Raw genomic sequence first — 15,754 nt, 5'->3', positions numbered from 1 at the left:
AACGGTGCGTGCTTTCACGCACCGTGAATTGATACCGAGGGCAATGGTGCGTGCAAGCACGCACCCTACGCCCGCTGACCCGCGAATTGGAGGAAGCGCAGAGGGTTTAACTGGTGATAGCGAGGGCACCAACAAACTCCAGTTTGCAACTTTTGGTTTGCAAATGTCTGTGTTCTGTTATTTGCCAGTTATAGCTCGAGGCGGGGGTGTTAATTTCTTGGTTTCACAGCTCCAGTTAGTGTCTACCACCGATCTCTACTACATCTGCCAGATGGTTGACGGCGTCACGCGGGACCCTGGTGCATATGTGCGGAATGTTGAAGACATATTCGGTGATATGTCATCATCTCTTCTTGTCCAAAAGTATCCAAAATGGACCAGTTTTCATGTGTTTGTAGAGTCACTCATTTCAAGCGTGATTTTTGATGACGTCGAGAGATCCGGAGGCAGTCCAGGCAAATACTGGATAGATTACCTGCTCCGATCAAACAGCATCAGCTACTCATCAGTTAACCCTTCTGACTTTGACCAGTACGACGGTTACGAGTATCTGGACGCTCTCCAGCAAGAAGACCTAGTCGCTGAAGTATGTGATACAGTATCAAAGCAGGTCTTTCACGTTTTGTTCTCGAATCGCGGGACTATGTCGGCTTTTGGGCATATGGTAAGCGACTACGTCCTGAACGCTGCTCCGACGTTCGTACCATACGCATTCAACAAAGCTGGTTATCTGTTAAGGGCGCCAATCCCAACATGGGCAAAGAGTGCCGTGTTTCATAGGGACAAGGGTCGATGCGTACTCTGTCAGACTAACCTCACCAAACTGTTCAGTCAGCAGTCACAGATCCATTACGACCATATCCTTCCATTAGCACTTGGAGGAATGAACTGCATAACGAACCTCCAATTGACTTGCTCAGGATGCAACCTAGGAAAGGGTGCGCGTTCAGCGGCTACCTCTCGAGAATATGAAGTTTGGTATGACTATTAATTTTCTTGGAGCCCCGCATGGCCGACCAACACTCCATGTCAGCAAAAAATATTGACAAAACCAGTTTTATAGTTTTTTATCTTCTCATGACAACCGCAAGCCCCATATCCCGCGCTCTGGCCGCTCTGGGTCATGATGTGCGCCTCGCGATCTACCGCCTTCTGGTCAAGGCGGGGCAGGGGGGCTTGAGCATCGGGGAGGTGATCGACCATCTGGACATCGCGCCCTCGACCTTGGCGCATCACCTCTCGACGCTGGTGGATGCCGGGCTTGTGACGCAGGAGAAACAGGGCCGCACGGTGATCAACCGGGTCGATTACGATGTAATGCACCGGACCGTCGATTTCCTGACCGCCGAGTGTTGCAGCGGCGTGACCCTGTCCAAGACATGCAAGGTGGCCTGATTTTTCCGGCCCTATATAACCATAAAATTAGGGATTTAGACATGACTGACGTAACCCTCGACCCCCGCCACCCGGCAGCTCTGGCGCGTGTGGTCTGGACCAGGCACCGGGTCTGGCTGGCATCAATCCTGATCCTTGCCGTGCTGGCCGTGACGGATGCAGCGCAGGCGCGGGAATCAGCGCAGTTCGCGGCGGCGGCCCTTCTGAAAACCGCGCCTTTCCTGCTTCTGTCCATCGGCATCGCCGCATGGGCGGGCGCGACCGGGGCCGACAACCTGATCGCGCGGGCCTTCACCGGCGCGCCCGCGCTGATGATCGTCATGGCCGCACTGGCCGGGGCCGTCTCGCCCTTCTGCTCCTGTGGTGTGATCCCGTTGATCGCCGCACTTCTGGCCATGGGCGTGCCCCTCTCGGCGGTCATGGCCTTCTGGCTGGCCTCGCCGGTCATGGACCCCTCGATGTTCGTGCTGACCGCTGGCGTGCTGGGCGTTGAATTCGCACTGGCCAAGACATTGGCGGCCATCGGCTTGGGCCTGATGGGCGGCGCCGTGGTGCATTGGATCACCAGCGCAAGCGGCCTCGTCACGCCCTTGCGCGACGGCATCGGCAACGGCGGCTGCGGCGGCGCGCGCGTCCGCGCCCCCAAGCCCGTCGTCTGGCGCTTCTGGGATGATCCGGCGCGGCGCGGCAAATTCGGGCGCGAGGCGCTGAATGTGACCCTGTTCCTGACCAAATGGCTGCTGCTGGCCTTCCTGCTGGAAAGCCTGATGCTGGCCTTCATCCCCGCGGAAACCGTCACCTCCGTGCTGGGCGGGACGGGTATCGCCCCCATCGCCATCGGTACGCTTGTGGGTGTGCCCGCCTACCTCAACGGCTACGCCGCCTTGCCTCTGGTCGGTGGTCTGGTCGCCCAGGGCATGGCCCCCGGCGCGGGTCTGGCCTTCCTCGTGGCCGGCGGCGTCACATCGCTGCCCGCCGCCATCGCCGTCTGGGCGCTGGTCCGCCCGCCGGTCTTCGCGCTCTACCTCGCGCTATCCCTGACCGGCGCGTTCCTGTCCGGCATCCTCTTCCACCTCTGGACGCTGGCCTGACCAAAAGGGCGCGGCAGGTTCCCCCCGCCGCGCCCCCGCAGATCACGCCACCAAGGACCGCGGATCGACCGTCGCCATCCCCAACGCCTCGCCCACCGCGGCATAGGTCAACTGCCCCGCATGCACGTTCAACCCGGCCAACAGATGCGCATCCTCGGCGCAAGCCCGCTTCCACCCCTTGTCCGCCAAGGCCAGCATGAAGGGCATCGTCGCATTCCCCAGGGCCAGCGTCGATGTCCGCGCCACGGCACCCGGCATATTCGCCACGCAGTAATGCATGATCCCGTCCACCTCATAGATCGGGTCCTGATGCGTCGTGGCGCGCGATGTCTCGAAACATCCGCCCTGATCGATCGCCACATCCACCAGCACGGCACCGGGCTTCATCACCCCCAACTGCGCCCGTGTGATCAGCTTGGGCGCCGCCGCCCCGGGGATCAGCACCGCCCCCACGACCATATCCGCCTGCGGCAGCAACTCCGCCAGCAACCCGGCCGAGGAATAGCCCGTCTTGAACTGCCCCCCGAACACATCATCCAGATAACGCAAGCGCGGCAGCGACCGGTCCAGCACCGTCACATCCGCGCCCATCCCCGCCGCGATCTTGGCCGCATGCGTCCCCACGACGCCGCCCCCGATCACCAGCACCTTCGCGGGTCCCACGCCGGGCACGCCGCCCATCAGAACCCCACGCCCGCCATTGGCCTTCTGCAAGGTCCATGCCCCGACCTGCGGCGCCAACCGCCCCGCCACCTCCGACATCGGCGCCAAGAGCGGCAACCCGCCCGCCCGGTCCGTCACCGTCTCATAGGCAATCGCCGTGCAGCCCGAGGCCAGCAGATCCCGCGTCTGCTCCGGGTCCGGCGCCAGATGCAGATAGGTGAACAACACCTGCCCCGGGCGCAGCATCTTGCGCTCCCCGGCCTGCGGTTCCTTGACCTTCACGATCATGTCCGCCTGCGCGAACACCTCCGCCGCCGTGCCGATGATCACAGCCCCCGCCGCGACGTAATCCGCATCGGCAAAGCCCGCGCCCACACCCGCGCCGGTCTCGATCATGACTTGATGGCCATGCGCCACAGCCTCCATCGCCGCATTGGGCGTCATGCCCACGCGGAATTCCTGCGGTTTGATTTCCTTCGGGCATCCGATTTTCATGGTGGTCCTCTCCCTTGTTGGTTTTGTTTTCCCCATCATCGCGCGAAACACACGCAAATCCCTTGATTTCGGGGTCGCATTTCAGGCCGATTTGCGGATATCCTTCGATCAACTGGCCCATTCATCGAAGGAATCTGCGTTTCATGGCGCTTGACCCGACGGATCGACGTATTCTTGCGGTGCTGCAACGCCGGGGCCGCATCTCGAACGCGGACCTCTCCGAGGAAGTGAACCTCTCCGCCTCCGCCTGCCACCGCCGCGTCCAGCGGCTTGAGGAAGAGGGCTATATCAGTAGCTACGTTGCTCTGCTCGACCTGCGCAAGATGGGTCTGCCCACGCTGGTCTTTGTCGAGATCACGCTGTCCGGCCAGGCGGATGAACTGCTCGACGCCTTTGAAAAGGCCGTCTCGCGCATCCCTGATGTGCTGGAATGTCACCTGATGGCAGGCACCGCCGATTACATCCTCAAGATCGTGGCCGAGGATACCGAGGATTTCGCCCGCATCCACCGACAGCACCTCTCGCGCCTGCCCGGTGTCGCCCAGATGCAAAGCAGCTTCGCCCTGCGCACCGTGTTCAAAACCACCGCGATCCCGGTCTGATCCGACCGCGACCAAGGAGAAACGCCGCAATGAGCTGGGATTACATCATCGTGGGGGCGGGCAGCGCGGGTTGCGTCCTTGCCAAACGGTTGACCGACGCCGGGCACCGTGTCCTCCTGCTCGAAGCGGGCGGCACCGACACCTATCACTGGGTGCATATCCCGATGGGATATCTCTACTGCATCGGCAATCCGCGCACCGACTGGATGTATCGCACTGCCAATGAACCGGGCCTGAACGGGCGCTCCCTGATCTATCCGCGCGGCAAGGTGCTGGGGGGCTGCTCCTCGATCAACGGGATGCTGTATCTGCGCGGTCAAGCCGCCGATTATGACGGCTGGCGGCAAATGGGCCTGACGGGCTGGGGCTGGGATGATGTCCTGCCCTATTTCAAGAAGTCCGAGGATTTCGTGGATGGCCCCTCCGACATGCACGGCGCGGGCGGCGAATGGCGGGTGGATAACCAGCGCCTCCATTGGGACGTGCTGGACGACTGGAAAGCCGCCGCCGTGGCCGCGGGCCTGCCCGAAACCACCGATTTCAACACCGGCGACAACGAAGGCGTCGGCTATTTCCGCGTCAATCAGCGCAAAGGCTGGCGGATGAACACGGCCCGCGCCTTTCTGCGGACCCGCACAGGGCAGGGCTTGCAGGTCGAAACCCACGCACAAACCCGCCGCGTGCTGATCGAGGATGGTCGCGCGGTCGGCGTCGAATACCTGCAAGGAGGGCAGGTCAAGACCGCCCGCGCTGGGGCCGAGGTGATCCTCTCCGCAGGCAGCATCGGATCGGTGCAGGTGCTGCAACTCTCGGGGCTGGGGCCCGCCGATCTGCTGGCGCGCCATGGGATCAACGTGATCCGCGATATGCCCGGCATCGGCGCGAACCTTCAGGATCATCTGCAACTGCGCTGCGCGTGGAAGCTGAAAGGGGCCAAGACCCTGAACACCACGGCGAACTCCCTCTGGGGCAAGGCGATGATCGGGCTGGAATATGTGCTGCGCCGTTCGGGGCCGATGTCGATGGCACCCAGCCAGTTGGGGGCCTTCTCCCGTTCGCGCCCGGATCTGGCCACCGCCGATCTGGAATATCACGTCCAACCCCTGACGCTCGAGGCATTCGGCCAGCCCCTGCACGACTTCCCCGCCATGACCGCGTCAGTCTGCAACCTGCGCCCCGAAAGCCGCGGCACGGTGGAAATCACCAGCAATGATCCGCGCGACGCGCCGCGCATCGCGCCCAATTACCTCAGCACCGAAGGTGACCGCCGTGTCGCCGTGGACGCGATCCGGCAGGCGCGGCAGATCATGGCGCAATCGCCCATGGCGAAATATGCGCCCGAAGAAATGAAACCCGGCCTCACCGCCCAAACCGATGCGGAACTGGCGCAGGCCGCAGGCGATATCGGCACCACGATCTTCCATCCCGTCGGCACCGTGCGGATGGGCACCGATGACGCCGCGCCCCTCGACGGTCAGTTGCGTCTGCGCGGTGTGGCCGGTCTGCGGGTCGTCGATGCCAGCGTGATGCCGCTCATCACCTCGGGCAACACCAACTCACCCACCATCATGATCGCGGAAAAAGCCGCCGACATGATCCTTGCGGAGGCACGCTGATGGCGGGAAATGTGGCGATCCCCTACGACTCCGGGCGCGGCCATACGCTGCGTCTGGCCGAAGTGATCGCGGCCGCGCTGGGCGAGGGCGGCTGTGACGCGCGACTGATCAACGTCAACACGATGGACGAGACCGACTGGCACGCCCTCGATGCCGCCGATGCCATCGTCATGGGCGCGCCCACCTATATGGGCAGCGCCTCCGCCGGGTTCAAAACCTTCATGGATGCCAGCGGCGAAATCTGGGCGGCGCAGGGCTGGGCCGATAAACTCGCCGCAGGCTTCACCGTCGCCACCTTTCCCGGCGGCGACAAGCTGAACACGCTGATGCAACTCAGCATCTTCGCCGCGCAGCATGGCATGGTCTGGATCGGTCAGGACCAGATCGGCGCGCCTGCGAACAAGGACAACCCCGGCATCAACGCCAGCGGCGTCTGGCTGGGTCTGGGGGCCACATCCTCGCGCGACAAGGCGCTGATGGTGGAAGCGGGCGATCTGGAAACCGCCCACCGCTTCGGCCTGCGCATCGCCCGTCTGGTGCGGCGCTGGCAGGTGTGAACATAGCCGTCACGAAGGTTGAAATTCGGTAAACGCGGCCGCGTAACCCTTTGATATCGCTTGATCCGCAAAATGTCCCACGGTGGGACACCATGGCCCCGGACAAAAACAAACCCCCGGGCACAGGGCACGGGGGTCGTCATCTTCTAGCGTTCAGGCTGTTGAGAGAAGGAGGCTTAAAGCCCGCCTTCGCGCTGGGCTTTCTTACGCGCCAGTTTCCGGGCACGGCGAACAGCTTCGGCTTTCTCGCGCGCTTTTTTGACGGAGGGTTTCTCGAAATGCTGCTTGAGCTTCATTTCGCGGAACACGCCTTCACGCTGCAGCTTTTTCTTCAGAGCCCGAAGGGCCTGATCGACATTGTTGTCACGAACACTAACCTGCATGTGGTTTTCACCACCTTTCTAAGTTTGAGTTGCAAGAATTTGCAGGAGGTGGCCGTATAGCAAAGCGTGCCCTACTTGTCTAGGGTAAGCCCGGTGCGCCGCAGCGGGCATGACGGACAAGAAGGAACCCCGGATGACCGACACAGATGTGAAAGACCGGCTGCTGGACGCAGCCCTGATCCATGTGCCCTTCGACGGCTGGTCCGAAGCGACCTTCGCCGCCGCGATCCGCGATGCGGGCCTCGACCGCACAGTGGCGCGGGCGGCCTGCCCACGCGGCGCGGTGGATCTGGCGCTGGCCTATCATCAGCGCGGCGACGCGCAAATGCTGGCGCGACTGGCCGCCACGGACCTGTCGGCCTTGCGGTTTCGCGACCGCGTGGCGCTGGCGGTCCGCTACCGGCTGGAAGCGGCAGAGGACAAGGAACTGGTGCGCCGGGGAACCACGCTGTTTTCCCTGCCGGTCTATGCCCCCGACGGCGCGCGGGCCATATGGAACACCTGCGACCAGATCTGGACCGCACTCGGTGACACCTCCGATGATATCAACTGGTACACCAAGCGCGCGACCCTCTCGGGCGTCTATGGGGCCACGGTCCTGTTCTGGTTGGGAGATGATTCGCTGGATCATCAGGCCACATGGGCCTTTCTGGACCGTCGGATCGACGACGTGATGCGGATCGAGAAGTTCAAGGCGAGCGTGCGTGACAACAAGGCGCTCAGCAGCCTGCTGTCCGCGCCGATGGCCGTGCTTGGCAAAATCCGCGCCCCCGGCAAAACTGCGCCCGAGGGTGGTTGGCCGGGCCGATGGGATGGCCGGGGCTGAGGAGCAGACACAGAAGATGAAGGACAGACAATGACCCAGACCATGCGCGCCGTCGAGATTTCCGAACCCGGCGGACCCGAAGTGCTGCGCCCCTGCACCCGCCCGGTCCCGGAGCCCGGCCCCGGACAGGTCGTGCTGAAACTGGCCTATGCCGGGGTGAACCGGCCCGATGCCCTGCAACGCGCGGGTCTTTACGCGCCGCCGCCCACCGCCAGCGATCTGCCGGGACTTGAGGGCGCGGGCGAGGTCGTGGCTTTGGGGGCCGGTGTCAGCGATCTGTCGGTGGGCGATCAGGTCTGCGCCCTGCTGCCCGGCGGCGGTTATGCCGAATATGTGGCGACACCCGCCGCGCATTGCCTGCCTGTGCCGAAAGGGATGGACCTGAAACAGGCAGCCTGCCTGCCCGAGACGTTCTTCACCGTCTGGTCCAATGTGTTTCAAAGGGGCGGCCTGCGCGCCGGTGAGCGGTTTCTGATCCATGGCGGATCAAGCGGAATCGGCACCACGGCGATCCAGTTGGCCCGCGCGTTTGGCGCGCGTGTTTTCGTGACGGTCGGGTCCAACGACAAGGCCCGCGCCTGCGCCGATCTGGGGGCCGAGCGTGCCATCATCTACCGTGAGGAAGACTTCGTCGAGGTGATGCGGGGCGAAGGTGGGGCGGACCTGATCCTTGATATGGTCGGCGGCCTTTATATTCCACGCAATTTCCGGGCGCTGGCCGATGATGGACGTCTGGTGCAGATCGCCTTTCTGCAAGGTGCCAAGGTCGAAGTGAATTTCAGTGATCTGATGCGTCGTCGCCTGACCATGACCGGCAGCACGCTGCGGCCGCAAAGCGACCTGGCCAAGGCCCGTATTGCAGATGATCTGCGCGCCGAAGTCTGGCCCCTGCTGACTGCGGGGCGCGTTGCCCCGGTGATGGACAGCGAGTTCGCGCTGGACGACGCCGCCGCCGCGCATGACCGGATGGAAAAAGGCGCGCATATCGGAAAGATCGTCCTCAAGGTCGCGTGACCTGACCGGACAGTGAAGACAAAGACCAAGGGAAGAGGAACCCATATGACGACCATGGCCAAGACAGTGGTGATCGAGGAATTCGGTGGCCCGGAAAAGATGAAGCTGGTGGACCGCGAGGTCGGCGAGCCGGGGCCGGGGCAGGTGCGTATCCGCCACCATGCCTGTGGACTGAATTTCATCGACGTCTACCAGCGCACGGGACTTTATCCGCTGCCGCTGCCCCATGCTTTGGGGATGGAAGCCGCCGGTGTGATCGAGGCAGTGGGAGAGGGTGTGACCCATCTCAAGGTCGGTGACCGCGCGGCCTATACCTCACAGCCGCCGGGCAGTTATGCCGAGGCGCGGGTGATGCCTGCCGCACAAGTCTGCCCGCTGCCCGAGGGGATTTCCTTCGAGCAGGGCGCCGCCATGATGCTGAAAGGCATGACGGTGGAATACCTGTTCCACCGCACGGTTCCGTTGAAACGCGGTGATACTGTTCTGTTTCAAGCGGCTGCGGGTGGGGTCGGGCTGATTGCCTGCCAATGGGCCCGTTCTGAGGGGATCACGCTGATCGGCACCGCGGGGACGGATGAAAAATGTCAACTGGCGCTGGATCACGGTGCAAGTCATTGCCTGAATTACCGCGAGGGTGATTTTGCGGCGAAAGTCCGCGAATTGACCGATGGAAAAGGTGTCGATGCGGTCATGGATGCTGTCGGAAAGGATACATTCGAGGGGTCGCTGAACAGTTTGCGCCCGCTGGGAATGATGATTTCCTTTGGCAACGCTTCGGGGAAAGTGCCGCCCTTTGATTTGGGTATCCTTGGTGCGAAGGGATCATTGAAACTGACGCGTCCGACGATTTTCACGCATATTTCCGATCACGCCACCTGTCAGGCGATGGCCGCGCATCTGTTCGAAAAAGTCCAGTCCGGCGATGTTGCGATCCGCATCGACCAGCATTTCCCGCTGGCCGAGGTCGCTGCCGCCCACAGAGCGCTTGAAGCGCGGGAAACAACGGGCAGCACGATCCTGCGACCCTGATCTCCGTCAATTGAAGCAACGGGAAGGGAGGCCGCCGGGCCTCCCTTTTTTCATGAGCTACTCTGTGATTCGGTCAGGGTGAGCGCATGAAAGATCGCACTATGATTGCGCGATATGTCAGCAATTCATCCATAACGATCATGAATTCGGGAATAAGAATGGAAATTGATGACGAATTAGCGATAACTTTTGGCAATTCTTTCGGTATTCGATAATTTCGTTTTGCCTTATCTAAACTGGCGAGTATGGTCCGGCCCATACAGAGTGCTGCCGAAGTGAGGCAGCATCGCTTTTGCGAAAACCCTGTTTTTTGGTGTAATGAATGGATCTATCCCTGATGGCACATATCGACCTCGAAGAAATGTCTCTGGCCGACCTGAAAGCTCTGCAGAAGAAAGTGGCGAAAGCCATTGAAGGATTTGAAGAGCGTCAGAAACTTCAAGCACTGGCCGCTCTGGAAGCGAAAGCCAAGGAAATGGGCTTTTCCCTTTCGGAATTGACCGGCGCGCCGCAGGGCAAAACAAAGCGCAAGCCCGCCGCCCCGAAATACCGTCATCCGGATGATGCCAGCATCACATGGACCGGCAAGGGCCGTCAGCCTGCATGGTTCAAGACCGCCGTGACTTCGGGCGTATCGCCCGACGATCTGCTGGTCTGATGTGACCTAGCGCAGCGGGTCGAACAACGCGTCCCGCAGCGTGCAGTCACGGACAACATCGCGCCCGCACGGCACCGGGTTCAGGTCTTTGGACAGGCACAGACGCGCCTCCTGAATCCGGCCTTCGCGGCAGGTGATGGTCAGCATGTCCGGCTCTAGACCGGGATTGTCGCGCAGAAACGCCTCTTCGATCAGGCTGGCAGGCAGGCGGACGGGGCGTTCAAGCTGTCTGAACACGTCCGGCCGCGTGATGCTGTCATAGGCCCGTCGCGACAGATCGAAATAGGCCCGCGCCGACAGCCCGCTGCAGACCCCATGCTTGCGCCACTGATGCCAAGCGAGGCCCGGCGTGCCCATGATATCGGCCATCGCTGCGGTCATGGCCGGGGTGGGCTGCGGCTCGGTCGTGCGGCAAAAGCTGGGCCAGCCGCGATGATATTGCGGCCACAGGCCGTGCAGCATCCAGCCATGCCCGCTATCCGCGCGACATTGCGGAGAGCGGCGCGCGTCTCCCTCCAGCGCACACCAGTTGGGCGACCAACTCAGCGCCATGACGTAATAGTCGAACTCTCCGGGTCTTTCGCCGTCGGCGCGCAGGGGCGCGGATGTCAGGCTTGCGGGAATGATCAGTAGGGCAAGGATCAGGCGAAAGAGGACGGTCATCGGCTCTCCGGCGGCGGGGTGGGTCATCAGGGCTGGGGCCGCCCGATTCATTCGGGCTTTTCTTGGCGCGGCTTCTCTACTATATAGCCGTCAAGTTCCCCGACAACGGTAACCCGCCCCGACCGGGGCAGCCTTTTCAGGCGGCGGGAAAGATTTGTCGCAAGGGGAGGTTTTCGGGTCAAGGAGATGATGACATGACCAAACCGATCATGGCCAGGGCAACCGCTGTCTGGCTGGTGGACAACACCACGCTGTCCTTCAAGCAGATCGCCGACTTCACCGGCATGCACGAGCTTGAGGTTCAGGGCATTGCCGATGGTGATGTGGCCACGGGCGTCAAGGGGTTTGATCCCATTGCCAACAATCAGCTGACCCAGGACGAGATCGACAAGGGGCAGGCCAATCCGCTGCACAAGCTGAAGCTCAAGTTCAACCCCGCCGCGGTGGGCGAGGAAACCCGTCGCGGCCCGCGCTACACCCCGCTCAGCAAGCGTCAGGACCGCCCTGCCGCGATCTACTGGCTGGTAAAGTTCCATCCCGAACTGACCGACGGTCAGATCGGCAAGCTGGTGGGCACAACCAAGCCGACCATTCAGGCGATTCGTGAGCGGACCCACTGGAACATCGGGAACATCTCGCCGATCGACCCCGTGGCCCTGGGGCTGTGCAAGCAGTCCGAACTGGATGCCGCCGTGCAGAAAGCCGCCGCCAAGCGTGCCGCCGAGGGCGTGGTGATGAGCGATGACGAGCGTCGCAAGCTGGTGAGCACCGAGCAGTCGCTGGGCATGGATGACGCGCCCCGTCTGCCCACCGCCATCGAAGGGCTGGAAAGCTTTACCCTGCGCGAAGACGACGAGGACGAGAAGCCCGAGACGAAGTATGACGCGGACAGCTTCTTCAACCTGCCCGATTCCGACGATGACGAAGATGACGAGGATCAGGGCAGCCGCCGCTGATCCACTGACGTTAGCCGATCGTTCAAGCCCGGGCCTTCTGCCCGGGCTTTTTCATGCGGATGAGTGGGTTCCGGCTTGGCAGCAGACGCCGCCTTGGGCAGTCTGGGCCGAACATCTGAGCAGGAGGGCAGAATGGTCATAGCCGTGATCGGCGCAGGGATGATCGGGGCCGCCGCCGCCCGCCATCTGACGCAGGACGGACATGAGGTTGTGCTGATCGGTCCGCCCGAACCGCAGGATAAATCCACGCATCACGGCGTCTTCGGCAGTCATTACGATGAAGGCAGGATCACCCGTGCGCTGGACCCCTGGCCATTCTGGAGCAGGGCCAGTCGCGCCAGTATCGCCCGCTATCGCCAGATCGAGGCTGACAGCGGCATCCGTTTTTTCCATGAGACAGGCACGGTCATGGCCGGGGATGAGGACAGCCCCTATATCCGCCGCCTCTGTCAGGTGCAGCAGGATCAGGCCCTGCCTTGCGACAGGCTGCAAGGCGACGAGTTGGCGCGACGCTTTCCCTTCTTCCAGTTCGATCCGGGCACGCTGGCACTGTTCGAGGGGCAAGGGGCGGGGCATATCAACCCGCGTGCGCTGGTCCGGGCCCAGATCAGGATCGCCGAACGCGCGGGGGCGCGACGTCTGCCCGATACCGTTCTGGGACTGGACGAGACAGCGACAGGCCTTCGTATCCGAACCGATCAGGGTGATGTGCTGGCCAGTCAGGTGCTGGTGGCGGCGGGTGGCTTTGCCAACATGATCCTGCCCCAGCCTCTGCCGCTGGTTGTCTATGCGCGCACGGTTGTGCTGTTGGAGATTGACGCGGCTGAAACCGCGCGTCTTGCCGCGATGCCCTCGCTGATCTGGCTGGAGCCGGATGGCAATGATCCATACCTGTTGCCGCCGATCCGCTATCCTGACGGCCGTACTTACCTCAAGATGGGGGGCGATGTGGTGGATGTGGTCTTGCGTGACACGCAAGATATTCAGGATTGGTTCCGCGGGGGCGGCAATGCCGCTGTGGGCCGGATGCTTGAGGCGCAGGTGAAGGCAAGGATGCCGGGACTTGTGGTGCAATCCGCGCATGTGCAGCCCTGCGTGACCACCTTCACCCCGCAGAACATCCCCGCGCTGGACCGGCTCAGCCCGCGCCTTTCCGTCGCTGTCGGGGGCTGTGGCCGGGGTGCCAAATGCAGTGACGAACTGGGTCGTCTGGGGGCCGAACTGGCGCTGGGGCGCAACCTGCCGGCCTGGGCGAAAGAGGCGGCGGTGCCCACGTGATGAACAGGCCCGCCGACCCGCGACAGAGGCGCGTGAGGTATTTTTTCGAGGGGTTCCTGAAAACATCTTGCGCCAGAACGGAACTGGACTTAAGTGCGCGACCATAGACGCCAACGCACGCGCCTCTGGCCGAGGGACCGAAAGCCCTCATGTGTTTACGTAGCGACGGTAACGTCTCCTTTTTGAACTGGTCGGGCCGATGGCCCGGGTCCTATTGGAGATGACCATGAACGCCTACGTGAACCCCCATCTGGGTGGCGATGCCGTCCGCGCATCCCATCGCATCGAGTCCTATATCCGCCAGACATCCTTCGACCGCCCCACGCTGGTTCTGGATACGCAGATCGTGGCGGATCAGTATCGCGCGCTCAAGGCCGGTCTGGGCCGGGCCGACATCCATTATGCCGTCAAGGCGAACCCGGCGCGGGGCATCCTGTCGACGCTCATCGCGGAAGGCTGCCATTTCGACGCAGCCTCGCGCGGCGAGATCGAACTCTGCCTGAGCCTTGGGGCCCGGCCCGAGACGATCTCGTTCGGCAATACCGTGAAACGCGCTGCGGACATCGCCTTTGCCCATGCCGCCGGGATCACCATCTTTGCCGCTGACGCAGAAGAAGAGCTGGAAAAACTGGCCCTGCACGCCCCTGGTGCGCAGGTCTATATCCGATTGCTCGTCGGCTCGACCGAGGCTGACTGGCCGCTTAGCCGCAAGTTCGGCTGCGCGCCGGAAATGGTCGTGCCGCTGATGACGCGCGCCACCGCATTGGGCTTGCGGCCTGTGGGTCTGTCCTTCCATGTCGGCAGCCAGACCCGTCGCGCCGAGATGTGGACAAGCACGCTGGATCATGTCGCCGCCGCATGGGCCACGGCCCGCGCGGCCGGGTTCGATCTGGACCTGCTGAACATCGGTGGCGGCTTTCCCGCCTTCTATGGCGAAGAGATCGAGGCGCCCTCCATCTATGCCGCCCGCGTGATGGAGATGGTCGAGGCGCGGTTCGACGGTGCCGCCCGCGTCATGGCCGAACCCGGCCGTGGCATGGTGGCCGAAGCCGGGATGATCGCCGCCGAGGTGCTGCTGGTTTCGCGCAAGTCGGAGGATGACATCTGTCGTTGGGTTTACCTGGATATCGGCAAGTTCTCGGGTCTGGCCGAAACCATGGACGAGGCGATCCGCTATCAGTTCATCACTGACCGGGACCATGAGGAAACAGGCGCCTGCATTCTGGCCGGTCCGTCCTGCGACAGCGCCGACGTGCTTTACGAAAAGCGCCCGGTGCAGTTGCCGGTCGGTTTGCGCGCGGGGGATCGCTTCATCATCCGCAACTGCGGGGCATATACATCGACCTATTCCTCGGTCTGCTTCAATGGCTTTCCGCCGCTGGACGTGGTCGAGATCTGACAGCCTGCAGGCGCGCGCTGCAAGTCCGCGCGCCTGCTTCTTCTTGCTGTAAATATCCATTGCACAGCCTGTGCCACGCAGCGGGTCGCTTGGGTCGGGTCAAACCTTCCGCCGCGCGTTCAGGGCTGCCGTGATGGTGCCATCGTCCAGATAATCCAACTCGCCCCCGATCGGGACGCCCTGCGCCAAAGAGGTGAGCGCGACCCGGTCTTCAAGCTGATCGGCGATATAATGGGCGGTGGTCTGGCCATCCACGGTAGCGTTCAGGGCCAGGATGACTTCGGTCACGCCTTCGCTTTCGACCCGGTCGATCAGGCGCGGGATGCGCAGCTGTTCCGGGCCGATCTGATCCAGCGCCGAGAGTGTGCCGCCCAGAACATGATACCGTCCCTTGAACACACCAGAGCGTTCCAGCGCCCAAAGGTCGGCCACATCCTCGACCACGCAGATCATGCCATTCGCGCGCTTCTCCGAGGCGCAGATGTCGCAGATATCGCCCGTTCCGATATTGCCGCAGTTCAGACATTCGCGCGCACTGGCGGCCACCTTCTGCATCAGGTCGGCCAGCGGTGTCATCAACAGGCTTCGCTTGCGGATCATGTGGAGCACCGCCCGCCGTGCCGAGCGCGGGCCGAGGCCCGGCAGCCTTGCCATCATGTCGATCAGGGCCTCGATCTCGCGCGTGGCGCTCATGTGCGGTTGTCCGGTCCGGGGCTGGAGAGTGGAATGAGTGAGAGCAGAACGATGACAGGGCCGGGTTCTGAGCAGGTCAGAAGGGCAGCTTCATGTCCTTGGGCAGTCCCAGACCTTCGGTCAGTTTGCCCATCTTGGCCTGCGCTTTCTCGGACGCCTTGCCTTGCGCATCCTTGATCGCGGCAAGGATCAGGTCCTCGACGACTTCCTTTTCATCCGGGTTGAAGATCGACGGGTCGATGTCCAGCCCCTTCAATTCGCCCTTCACGGTGCAGGTGGCCTTGACCAGCCCGGCGCCGGATTCGCCGGTGACGGTCATCTGCTGCATCTCTTCCTGCAGTTGCGCCATCTTCTGCTGCATGTCCTGCGCGGCTTTCATCATCTTGGCCATGTCGCCAAGCCCGCCTAGTCCCTTGAGCATCGTGTCATTCCTTTT

At 62.5% G+C, this 15,754-nt stretch carries 18 protein-coding genes; 13 read left to right on the top strand and 5 right to left on the bottom strand.

Annotated elements, in window-relative coordinates; all coding sequences use genetic code 11:
* Nucleotides 1-43: 43 nt before the first annotated feature.
* The 3 genes from PVW27_RS21590 (at nt 44) to PVW27_RS00915 (ending at nt 2,486) form a co-directional block, all read left to right on the top strand.
* Nucleotides 44-991, top strand: a complete 948-nt coding sequence (locus PVW27_RS21590) for an HNH endonuclease (RefSeq protein ID WP_432762063.1) — start codon at nt 44-46, stop codon at nt 989-991.
* An 86-nt stretch (nt 992-1,077) separates the two neighbouring features.
* The gene (locus PVW27_RS00920) at nt 1,078-1,395 is read left to right on the top strand and encodes an ArsR/SmtB family transcription factor (RefSeq protein WP_274554632.1); all 318 of its coding nucleotides are present in this window, start codon (nt 1,078-1,080) and stop codon (nt 1,393-1,395) included.
* A 41-nt stretch (nt 1,396-1,436) separates the two neighbouring features.
* A complete protein-coding gene (locus tag PVW27_RS00915; RefSeq protein WP_274554631.1) occupies nt 1,437-2,486 on the top strand; it encodes a permease in 1,050 nt (349 codons plus the stop codon).
* Nucleotides 2,487-2,528: 42 nt separating this feature from the next.
* On the opposite strand, the gene ald is transcribed toward PVW27_RS00915, so the two are convergent.
* Nucleotides 2,529-3,644, bottom strand: coding sequence for an alanine dehydrogenase (gene ald / locus PVW27_RS00910; RefSeq protein ID WP_274554630.1), 1,116 nt, complete (start codon nt 3,642-3,644; stop codon nt 2,529-2,531).
* 143 nt (nt 3,645-3,787) lie between these two features.
* Here ald and PVW27_RS00905 point away from each other — a divergent pair, with 143 nt between their 5' ends.
* Genes PVW27_RS00905 through PVW27_RS00895 form a run of 3 tightly spaced genes read left to right on the top strand, consistent with a single transcriptional unit; the run spans nt 3,788 to nt 6,419 of the window.
* Complete coding sequence (locus PVW27_RS00905; RefSeq protein ID WP_274554629.1) at nt 3,788-4,246, top strand: Lrp/AsnC family transcriptional regulator; 459 nt, start codon at nt 3,788-3,790, stop codon at nt 4,244-4,246.
* A 29-nt stretch (nt 4,247-4,275) separates the two neighbouring features.
* Nucleotides 4,276-5,862, top strand: a complete 1,587-nt coding sequence (locus tag PVW27_RS00900; RefSeq protein WP_274554628.1) for a GMC family oxidoreductase — start codon at nt 4,276-4,278, stop codon at nt 5,860-5,862.
* Nucleotides 5,862-6,419, top strand: a complete 558-nt coding sequence (locus tag PVW27_RS00895; protein WP_274554627.1) for a flavodoxin family protein — start codon at nt 5,862-5,864, stop codon at nt 6,417-6,419. Before PVW27_RS00900 ends, PVW27_RS00895 begins: the two co-directional genes overlap by 1 nt.
* 176 nt (nt 6,420-6,595) lie before the next feature.
* Here PVW27_RS00895 and rpsU read toward each other — a convergent pair whose 3' ends face one another.
* The gene (rpsU, locus tag PVW27_RS00890; RefSeq protein WP_082896406.1) at nt 6,596-6,802 is read right to left on the bottom strand and encodes a 30S ribosomal protein S21; all 207 of its coding nucleotides are present in this window, start codon (nt 6,800-6,802) and stop codon (nt 6,596-6,598) included.
* 133 nt (nt 6,803-6,935) lie between these two features.
* On the opposite strand from rpsU, the gene PVW27_RS00885 reads away from it, so the two are divergent.
* The 4 genes from PVW27_RS00885 (at nt 6,936) to PVW27_RS00870 (ending at nt 10,329) form a co-directional block, all read left to right on the top strand.
* Nucleotides 6,936-7,628 (top strand): COQ9 family protein, encoded by a 693-nt coding sequence (locus PVW27_RS00885; protein WP_274554626.1) that lies wholly within the window; start codon nt 6,936-6,938, stop codon nt 7,626-7,628.
* A gap of 30 nt (nt 7,629-7,658) precedes the next feature.
* Complete coding sequence (locus PVW27_RS00880; RefSeq protein ID WP_274554625.1) at nt 7,659-8,642, top strand: NAD(P)H-quinone oxidoreductase; 984 nt, start codon at nt 7,659-7,661, stop codon at nt 8,640-8,642.
* A 45-nt stretch (nt 8,643-8,687) separates the two neighbouring features.
* A complete protein-coding gene (locus PVW27_RS00875; protein WP_274554624.1) occupies nt 8,688-9,671 on the top strand; it encodes a quinone oxidoreductase family protein in 984 nt (327 codons plus the stop codon).
* Nucleotides 9,672-10,008: 337 nt separating this feature from the next.
* Nucleotides 10,009-10,329, top strand: a complete 321-nt coding sequence (locus tag PVW27_RS00870) for an H-NS histone family protein (protein WP_274554623.1) — start codon at nt 10,009-10,011, stop codon at nt 10,327-10,329.
* Between the two features lie 6 nt (nt 10,330-10,335).
* Here PVW27_RS00870 and PVW27_RS00865 read toward each other — a convergent pair whose 3' ends face one another.
* Entirely contained in the window at nt 10,336-11,019 is a 684-nt protein-coding gene (locus tag PVW27_RS00865; protein ID WP_274554622.1) for a ribonuclease T2, read from the bottom strand.
* A 167-nt stretch (nt 11,020-11,186) separates the two neighbouring features.
* Between PVW27_RS00865 and PVW27_RS00860 the strand changes: the two genes are divergently transcribed.
* The 3 genes from PVW27_RS00860 (at nt 11,187) to PVW27_RS00850 (ending at nt 14,625) form a co-directional block, all read left to right on the top strand.
* On the top strand, nt 11,187-11,948 hold the full coding sequence (locus PVW27_RS00860; RefSeq protein ID WP_274554621.1) for a DUF1013 domain-containing protein: 762 nt from the start codon (nt 11,187-11,189) through the stop codon (nt 11,946-11,948).
* A 132-nt stretch (nt 11,949-12,080) separates the two neighbouring features.
* A complete protein-coding gene (locus PVW27_RS00855; RefSeq protein ID WP_274554620.1) occupies nt 12,081-13,226 on the top strand; it encodes an FAD-dependent oxidoreductase in 1,146 nt (381 codons plus the stop codon).
* Nucleotides 13,227-13,452: 226 nt separating this feature from the next.
* A complete protein-coding gene (locus PVW27_RS00850) occupies nt 13,453-14,625 on the top strand; it encodes a type III PLP-dependent enzyme (RefSeq protein ID WP_274554619.1) in 1,173 nt (390 codons plus the stop codon).
* 99 nt (nt 14,626-14,724) lie between these two features.
* On the opposite strand, the gene recR is transcribed toward PVW27_RS00850, so the two are convergent.
* Nucleotides 14,725-15,318 carry a recombination mediator RecR gene (gene recR / locus PVW27_RS00845; protein WP_274554618.1) on the bottom strand — a complete coding sequence of 198 codons (594 nt, stop codon included), beginning with the start codon at nt 15,316-15,318 and terminating at the stop codon, nt 14,725-14,727.
* A 76-nt stretch (nt 15,319-15,394) separates the two neighbouring features.
* Entirely contained in the window at nt 15,395-15,739 is a 345-nt protein-coding gene (locus PVW27_RS00840; RefSeq protein WP_274554617.1) for a YbaB/EbfC family nucleoid-associated protein, read from the bottom strand.
* Nucleotides 15,740-15,754: the final 15 nt, after the last annotated feature.

The sequence above is a fragment of the Seohaeicola sp. 4SK31 genome, assembly GCF_028802875.1.
In the GTDB taxonomy this organism is placed as follows: Bacteria; Pseudomonadota; Alphaproteobacteria; order Rhodobacterales; family Rhodobacteraceae; genus Seohaeicola.
The sequence above is the reverse complement of the archived record's forward strand: the minus strand, read 5'-3'. Positions and strand labels throughout refer to the sequence as shown.